9 protein-coding genes and 1 tRNA gene are annotated in these 8,239 nt (G+C 67.5%); 8 read left to right on the top strand and 2 right to left on the bottom strand.

The genetic code is table 11. From position 1 onward, the window contains the following. From ACU0BR_RS13630 to hisH, 7 genes are all read left to right on the top strand, one after another. Window positions 1–399: biotin/lipoyl-containing protein (locus ACU0BR_RS13630; protein ID WP_446157382.1), on the top strand; the 399-nt coding region annotated here is incomplete at its 5' end. Window positions 400–537: 138 nt separating this feature from the next. Further along, window positions 538–1,821 carry a TolB family protein gene (locus tag ACU0BR_RS13625; RefSeq protein WP_446157381.1) on the top strand — a complete coding sequence of 428 codons (1,284 nt, stop codon included), beginning with the start codon at window positions 538–540 and terminating at the stop codon, window positions 1,819–1,821. Window positions 1,822–2,040: 219 nt separating this feature from the next. After that, window positions 2,041–2,115: transfer RNA gene (locus ACU0BR_RS13620), tRNA-Gly, on the top strand. Between the two features lie 284 nt (window positions 2,116–2,399). Then, a complete protein-coding gene (locus tag ACU0BR_RS13615) occupies window positions 2,400–3,359 on the top strand; it encodes a DNA cytosine methyltransferase (protein ID WP_446157380.1) in 960 nt (319 codons plus the stop codon). 79 nt (window positions 3,360–3,438) lie between these two features. Next, window positions 3,439–4,407 carry a NaeI family type II restriction endonuclease gene (locus tag ACU0BR_RS13610; protein ID WP_446157379.1) on the top strand — a complete coding sequence of 323 codons (969 nt, stop codon included), beginning with the start codon at window positions 3,439–3,441 and terminating at the stop codon, window positions 4,405–4,407. Window positions 4,408–4,519: 112 nt separating this feature from the next. Beyond that, a complete protein-coding gene (gene hisB, locus ACU0BR_RS13605; protein WP_446157378.1) occupies window positions 4,520–5,107 on the top strand; it encodes an imidazoleglycerol-phosphate dehydratase HisB in 588 nt (195 codons plus the stop codon). A gap of 4 nt (window positions 5,108–5,111) precedes the next feature. Continuing rightward, on the top strand, window positions 5,112–5,750 hold the full coding sequence (gene hisH / locus ACU0BR_RS13600) for an imidazole glycerol phosphate synthase subunit HisH (RefSeq protein ID WP_446157377.1): 639 nt from the start codon (window positions 5,112–5,114) through the stop codon (window positions 5,748–5,750). 66 nt (window positions 5,751–5,816) lie between these two features. Here hisH and ACU0BR_RS13595 read toward each other — a convergent pair whose 3' ends face one another. Both ACU0BR_RS13595 and ACU0BR_RS13590 read right to left on the bottom strand, forming a co-directional pair. Continuing rightward, complete coding sequence (locus tag ACU0BR_RS13595) at window positions 5,817–6,638, bottom strand: alpha/beta fold hydrolase (protein WP_446157376.1); 822 nt, start codon at window positions 6,636–6,638, stop codon at window positions 5,817–5,819. A gap of 149 nt (window positions 6,639–6,787) precedes the next feature. Then, a complete protein-coding gene (locus ACU0BR_RS13590; protein WP_446157375.1) occupies window positions 6,788–7,180 on the bottom strand; it encodes a DUF2147 domain-containing protein in 393 nt (130 codons plus the stop codon). A 180-nt stretch (window positions 7,181–7,360) separates the two neighbouring features. On the opposite strand from ACU0BR_RS13590, the gene hisA reads away from it, so the two are divergent. Continuing rightward, a complete protein-coding gene (gene hisA / locus ACU0BR_RS13585) occupies window positions 7,361–8,083 on the top strand; it encodes a 1-(5-phosphoribosyl)-5-[(5-phosphoribosylamino)methylideneamino]imidazole-4-carboxamide isomerase (RefSeq protein ID WP_446157374.1) in 723 nt (240 codons plus the stop codon). The last annotated feature ends 156 nt before the right edge of the window (window positions 8,084–8,239 follow it).

Genomic DNA, 8,239 nt, shown 5'->3' with positions numbered 1-8,239 from the left:
GAGATCACCGCCGAGATCGACCCCGGCAAGACGCTGGAAATCCGCCTGCAAGCGCTGGGCGAAACCGACGAGAAAGGCGACGTGAAGGTCTTCTTCGAGCTGAACGGCCAGCCCCGCGTGATCCGCGTGCCCAACCGGATGGTGAAATCCACCGCCACCCAGCGCCCCAAGGCGGATCTGGCCAACGCGGGCCACATCGGCGCGCCGATGCCCGGTGTCGTGGCCAGCGTGGCGGCCGAGGCGGGCAAGAAGGTGCGCGACGGCGATCTGCTGCTGACCATCGAGGCGATGAAGATGGAAACCGGCATCCATGCGGAGCGTGACGGCACCATTAAGGCGGTTCACGTCACCCCCGGCGCGCAGATCGACGCCAAGGACCTGCTTGTCGAAATGGAGTAGCGGCACGGCGGCACAGCACGGGCGTGCGAAAGCGGGGATTTCCGCCAAGGGCGGGGATCTGCACGCCTGCGCAGGCGACATCGCCGGGCGCGGGCGGCTAGGATGGGCGCGATTGCTTTGTCGATGGAAAGGCCCGCCATGCCCCTCTTTCACCGCCCGATCGCGCTGGCGCTGCTCTGCGTGGCACCCGGTTCCGCCAGCGCGGCCGACCCCGACGCCTTGCCCGCCGCGCGGCCCGGCAGTTCGGAGATTGCGGCAGCCGCGGGCGGCTCGGAGACGACGCGGCCTGCCGCCAAGCCCGCAGCCGACCCGGCGGCCCTCCCCGCCCCACCGTCCGGCAACGGCTCGGCTGCCCGGCCCGACGCCAGAGCTGACGCCAGAGCTGACGCTGCACCTGGCGCAGACGCTGACGCATCCATCCCCCTCGACGGGGCGGATGCCGGCGCGACGCACGGCGCACTGCCCGCCGCGCCTGCATCCGCCTGTTTCGACCGCGAACTGGCGCTGAGCCGTTATCATTACCCCGACCCGACCAATATCGCCGTCAACTGGCAGGATGTGTACCTGCTGTCGCTTCGCGATGGCATTGCCGAGCGCGCGCTGCGGCTGACGCAGGGGGCGAACGATCGCGCGCCCTATGACAACATCTTGCAGGACTGGTCGCCCGACGGGCAGCGCCTGCTTTTCGTGTCGAGCCGGGGCGCGGGGCCGAACCGGTCGCTCTATGCGATGGACCCGCAGGACGCCGATTACGATGGCGAAGGCGACAATCTGCGGTATCTCGGACAGGACGCGGCCGAACTGGGCGGCGTGCACTGGCCTGCCGGTGGGCTGCTTTTCTTCGAGAAAGGGGATGGCAACAGCGATATCTTTCACGCCCGGATCGATCCGGGCGCCACCAGCGTGACCGACGCGCGGCAAGTGACCCGCGACGGCCGCTACGCCTTGCAGCCCCGGCTGAGCGGGGACGGCAAATGGCTGCTTTATACGGCCGAAAACGCGCTGGGCGCCGCATGGCCGCGCTACGCGCTGCATGCGCTGCGCATCGCCGACGGCAGCGTCAGCACGCTCAGCCCGCCCGACCGGCTGGAAACCGACGGGACATGGCTGCCGGGCGCGGGCGCGGTGATCTTCGCGCGTGCCGAGACACCGGGCGGCACCCTGGATCTGTGGCGGGCGGCGCTTGACCCCGACGCCGCGCCGCCCGCGCTGACGGGCCGGACCCGCATCACCGACACGCCGCTCGCGCAGGAAACCGCCCCCGAGATCAGCGCCGATGGGGCATGTCTGGCCTATCTCTCCGGCGATCTGCGGGTCAAGCACGGGCCGAACGCGGATCTGTGGATCAGGGACATGACCACGGGCGAAGCCGCGCGCGTCACCTATACCCGCGATATCGCCGCCGCCGTCTGGCGGCCATGATCCTTGCCCCCCCCGGCAAGCAGCTTGAAATACCAGGTCAAACTCGCCCGACACACGCGTGTCCCGACCCGTGCCTGGCCCGTGTCTGGCCCCTGTCTGGCTTCGCCCGCGGCACGTCCGATTCCGCCCGACCGACACGTCGAAATTTTTTCACCCATCCGTCGAAAATGCCCTTGCAGCCGCTTCGGGATTAGGGGTAAGACGCGCTCACCCAAGGAAGCGGGCGTAGCTCAGGGGTAGAGCATAACCTTGCCAAGGTTAGGGTCGGGCGTTCGAATCGCCTCGCCCGCTCCAATTGGGTCCTGTACCCCACAGGACAACAAGGCCGCCTTCGGGCGGCCTTTGTGGTTTGCGGCCTCCGCGCGCAGCACGCCGACGCACATCTTTCACAGGCTGCGCCACGCCCGCGCCGCACGCTGTCGCGAAACTGCCGGATTGCGCCTTTGCCGGTCTTGCCGCGGCCCCGGCTTTCACGCTAGAACGAAAAACGAACATTGCCGAAACGAAGGCTCCGGGTGACAAGGCGGTTGATCCCGGGCGGCGCGACGGGTTCTATGTGGAAAAAGAGGGCCTGCAAGATGCTGACATCGGTGGAACTTTGCGCTGGCGCCGGTGGGCAGGCGCTTGGCCTGGAACAGGCCGGGTTCGGCCATTCCGCACTGGTCGAGATCGACCATCACTGCTGCAACACCCTGCGCCACAACCGCCCCGACTGGACCGTGCTGGAAGAGGACATGCGCGTCTTCAAGGAGCGCGCCGCCGATTTTCGCGGCATCGACCTGCTGGCCGGGGGCCTGCCCTGCCCGCCGTTTTCCGTGGCGGGCAAGCAGCTGGGCGAGCGGGATGAGCGCAATCTTTTCAATGACGCCATCGATATCGTCGACGCCGCGCGGCCGCGCGCGGTGATGATCGAAAACGTGCGCGGCTTTCTCGATGCGGTCTTTCACGACTACCGCGAGCGGCTGAAGGGACAGCTGGCCAAGCTGGGGTATCGCACCGACTGGCGGCTGCTGAACGCGTCGGATTACGGTGTGCCGCAGCTGCGCCCACGCGTGGTGATCGTGGCCGTCCGCAAGGAGCGGGCCGATTTCTTCGACTGGCCCGAACCCAACCCGCACAATCCGCCCACCGTGGGCGAGACGCTGCACGATCTGATGGCCGCGCGCGGCTGGCGCGGGGCGCGGGACTGGGCGGCGCGCGCCGATGAGATCGCGCCGACCATCGTGGGCGGGTCGAAAAAGCACGGCGGCCCCGATCTGGGCCCCACCCGCGCCCGCGCCGCCTGGGCCACCCTGGGCGTGGAGGGGCGCACCATCGCCCCCGAAGCGCCCGACCCCTTTCACAACGGGATGCCCCGGCTGACCGTGCCGATGGTCGCGCGCATCCAGGGGTTTCCCGACGACTGGCATTTCACCGGCGCCAAGACCAACGCCTATCGCCAGGTCGGCAATGCGTTTCCGCCGCCCGTTGCGCGCGCCGTTTCCCAGCAATTATCGCGGGCCCTGCGCAAAAGGGTGTTGCGCAGCGTCACCGCGTGATGCCAGCGCTGCCAGCGCGCCGCGGCCCCCGGCGATCGGTCCCGACCGCGACAACCCGCCCCGGCGGCGGGGGCCACGGTTGAAAAAACACATCCCTCCCAGCCTGGTTTCCCCCGGCCATCCCGATCACGCGCTTCTGGCGCGGCTGGCGGTGGACATCACGCGCCGCGCGGGCGGCCCCGCCGCGCTGGCCGACGGATTCGCCGCGATGCTGCGCCAATGCGTGGACGATGTGATCATGACCCCCAAGACCGGGCGGCGATCGTATGAAGAGCTGGAAAAAACCGAAAAGACCTATATCGGCACCCGTGTGGAGATCGAGCTGCGCGCGCTGCTGAACCTGCCCAAAGGCAGGCTCGACACGGTGATCCTGGGCCATGACGTCGACATCAAGAACACCATGGGCGGCAACTGGATGATCCCGACCGAGGCCATCGACCACCCCTGCATTCTGATTGCCGCCGACGAGGCGCGCGCGGTCTGCTATCTGGGGCTGTTCGTCGCCCACGCCGGATACCTGACCGCGGGCCAGAACAAGGACGCCAAGAAAAGCCTCTCGGCTGCCGGTTTCGCCAATATCCTGTGGCTCTTGCGCGATCACCCCTACCCGCCCAATTTCTGGCGCACGGTCCCCGCCCCGGATGTGGAGCGGATCTTTGCGGGCGGCACCGGAAACGCGCGCGTGATCTCGCTGTTTCGCCATGTGCAGCGCAGGCCGATCAGCCGCGATGTGATTGAGGCCACGGCGCGGCAGAAGGACTTCATGCGACGGCTGCGCGCAGACGGCGGCGGCGGCACCCGGGACCGTCTGCTCAGCGAAGGGCTGCTGTTGCTGAACGGGCATTACGACGCCGCGCGCATCGCGGCGCTGGGGCTGCCGCATTGCACCGGCAGCGAATTCATTTGCTGCCCCGTGACGGATGCGGCGACCGGGGGTGCGGGGTCGGGTTTTGACCTGTCGCCTCCGGGAACACAGGCCGAGATCGATCTGCCCCGGCCGACGCCGCCCCCCGCACCGCCCCCCGCCAAGGCCCGCGGCCAGAAATAGCCCCGCCTTGCGGGGCCCTCGGGGCAACCGGCCTCCCCCGCCCCGCGAGCCCTTGGCAAAACCGGCGAAGCCACCCTATAACGCGCGCATGTCCAGTCGAAAGGAACCCCTGATGCGGACCGCCACCATCAGCCGAAAAACCGCGGAAACCGACATTTCGGTGGAATTGAACCTCGATGGCACGGGGCGTTACGAAAACGCGACCGGCGTGGGCTTTTTCGATCACATGCTGGATCAGCTGGCGCGCCACGCGATGTTCGATCTGACCGTGCGGGCGGAAGGCGACCTGCACATCGACGATCACCACACCGTCGAGGATGTCGGCATCGCGCTGGGTCAGGCGCTGGGCCAGGCGCTGGGCGACAAGAAGGGCATCTGCCGCTACGGGTCCTGCCTGTTGCCGATGGACGATGCGCTTGTGCGCGCGGCGCTGGATCTGTCGGGGCGGCCCTATCTGGTGTGGGATGTGGCCTTGCCCAGCACCCGGATCGGCAGCTTCGACTGCGTGCTGCTGCGCGAATTCTTCCAGGCCCTGACGACGCATGGCGGCATCACCCTGCATGTCGACAAGCTGCACGGCATCAACAGCCATCACATCGCCGAGGCGACGTTCAAGGCCGTGGCCCGTGCCCTGCGCGCCGCGGTCGAGGCCGATCCGCGCGGCGCGGGTGCCGTGCCCTCGACCAAGGGGGCGCTGTAGCGCGGTGCTGACGGTCCTGATCGATTACGAAAGCGGCAACCTGCACTCCGCGGAAAAGGCGTTCCAGCGCATGGCGCGCGAAACCGGCGCGGGCGAGGTCATCGTCAGCGCGGCGCCCGAAGACGTGGCGCGTGCGGATCGTCTGGTCCTGCCCGGCGACGGCGCCTTTCCGGCCTGCCGCGACGCGCTGCTGGCGCGCAGCGGGCTCTATCAGGCGCTGAGCGAAGCGGTGGAAACCCGCGCCGTGCCCTTCCTGGGCATCTGCGTGGGAATGCAGCTGATGGCGCGGCGCGGCCTGGAATACGAACCCACCGAGGGGCTGGGCTGGATCGCCGGCGAGGTGGTGCCGATCACGCCGCACGACCCCGCGCTGAAGGTGCCGCATATGGGCTGGAACGATCTGGTGATCGACCGTCCCCACCCGGTCACCACCGGCGTGAGCACGGGGGAACACGTCTATTTCGTCCACTCCTACCACATGCGCATGGATGATGACGCGCAACTGCTGGGCCATGTCGACTACGGCACGCCGATCACCGCCATCGTGGGACGCGACACCATGGTCGGCATGCAGTTCCATCCCGAGAAGAGTCAGGCGACCGGCCTGCGCATGATCGCGAACTTCCTGAACTGGACCCCATAGGCGCGGCTCCCGCAGCCCGCGTCCATCCTTTCGGCATGGACGAAAGGCGCGGGCGACACTCGCGGATCAGCCCTTGACGAAGGCCAGCAGATCCTTGGTGAGACGTTCGGCATGGGTGGCAATCAGCCCGTGCGGCGCGCCGTCGTATTCCTTCAGCTCGCTGTTGCGGATCGCCTTGGCGGCCGCGCGCCCGGTCGCGTCGATGGGCACTGTCTTGTCGGCGCTGCCGTGCACGATCAGCGTCGGCACGCCGAATTCGGACATGTCGGGCCGCAGATCGGTGGTGCCGAATGCCTTGGCGCAGTCGATCGTGGCCTTGGGACTGCCCTGCATCGCCATCAGCCAGGACCAGTGGCGCATGGCCTCGCTGACGCCGCCGCCCGGCGTTCCCTCGCCATAGAAATCATCGAAGAACCCGTGAAGGAAGCCCGCGCGATCCTTGCGCAGCGCCTGTTCGATCTTCTTCAGCTCTTCCTGCGGCACGCCTTCGGGGTTGTCGTCCGACTTCATCAGGAAGGGCGCGATCGAGGAGATCAGCGCCGCCTTGCGCACCCGGCGTCCGCCGTGGCGCGACATGTAACGCGCGACCTCGCCGCCGCCCATCGAGAAACCCGCAATCGTGGCGTCCTTGACGCCCAGCGCGTCCATCACCTGGGCCAGATCGTCGGCCATGGTGTCGTAGTCATAGCCCGAAAAGGGCTGGCCCGACCGTCCGAATCCGCGCCGATCGTAGGAGATGACGCGGCAGCCGCCTTCCGCCAGGCCAAGCGCCTGATGTTCCCAGCTGTCGGCGTTCAGCGGCCAACCGTGGATCAGCACCACGGCAGGCCCTTCGCCCCAATCCTTGACGTAAAGTTCGGTTCCGTCTTCGGTTCTCACGATGGGCATGGCTGCATCCTTCCGGTTTGAGGCATTCACGACAAAACGGAAGGCGCAGGTTTTCGGTTCCGCGACGGCCCCGCGGCCTGCGCGGCCTGGCTGTCACAGCTTCGTGTGTGCGTGTGCCCCCTCCCGCGGGGGTACGGCGGTGCGCGGCGTTATTTCACCCGCGTCCAGACCTGGCTTTTGCAAATGATCAGCACGCAGCCCGAGACCTTGAGCGCATCGCCCTTCAACTGCATCTTGGACGAATAGATCTTGTCCGAACCCGGATCCCAGATCTTGCCGTTGCCGAAGGCGCCGTTGCCCTTGTCGACCATGTTCCAGACCAGGTTCTTGCCGGTATTCCTGGATTTGAACTCCTTGCCATCGGGCCCGAAGGATTTGACCAGCTTCCCGCAATAGGTGCCGCCGCAATCGCCGATCTGCACCAGGGCGATATTGCCCTCATCGTTTCGTTCGGTCTGCCACGTGCCGCTGATCCCGCCGGCAAGGGCGGGCCCGGCCATCATCGCGCCGAGTGCGGCTGCAGCCGCGATCCGTTTGAACATCGCCTGTCTCCTCCCAAAGGCATCTGCCGCAGATTGCGGAGTGTTTCCGCGCCGGATCAAGGCTGACGTGGGGTCGGTTGCCGGTCGGCTGCGGGTCATCAGGGGGCGTGGGCGTCGGCGGCTTTGCATCCTGCCCGGTTTCGTGGCAAAGGGCGGCGGAACAAGTGAAAGGCGACTGTGATGATCCTTTACCCTGCGATCGACCTGAAGGACGGGCAATGCGTCAGGCTGCTGAAAGGCGACATGCAGGCCGCGACCGTGTTCAGCGACAGCCCCGCCACGCAGGCGCGCAGCTTTCAGGATGCGGGCTGCGACTGGGTGCATCTGGTCGATCTGAACGGCGCCTTCGCCGGGCAGCCGGTGAACGGCGCCGCGGTCGAGGCGATTCTGGCGGCGATCGACGTGCCCGCCCAGCTGGGCGGCGGCATCCGCGACATGGACACGATCGCGCGCTGGATCGACCACGGCATCGCGCGCGTCATCCTGGGCACCGTCGCGGTGGAAGACCCCGATCTGGTGCGCCGGGCGGCGGCCCGCTATCCGGGCCGGATCGCCGTGGGGCTGGATGCGCGCAACGGCATGGTCGCCACACGCGGCTGGGCCAAGGAGACCGATCAGGAGGTCACGGCGCTGGCGCGCAGCTTCGAGGACGCGGGCGTCTGCGCGATCATCTACACCGACATCAACCGCGACGGGGCCATGCAGGGCCCCAACGTCGAAGCCACGGCAGCGCTGGCGCGGGCGGTCGACATTCCGGTGATCGCATCGGGCGGGGTGTCCTCGCTGGAGGATCTTCGTGCGCTCAAGGCCAGTGGCGCGCCACTTGACGGGGTGATATCGGGGCGCGCGCTTTACGACGGCGCGCTGGATCTGCGACAGGCGCTCGGACTTCTGAAAGCCTGAAACGCCCGTCGCAGCGGATGTTGTCGCAGCGCTTGTTGTCGCTGCGGATGTTGTCGCTGCGGTCTCACTGATCGCCCGCGGCCTTTTCGGTCAGCTTTTTCAGCGCCTTTTCCATGCTTTTCACATAGTCGGCGTCCTCGTCGATGTTCATGTCAT

It is taken from the genome of Brevirhabdus sp. (assembly GCF_052826345.1).
This window is presented reverse-complemented; position numbering and strand designations above follow the sequence as displayed.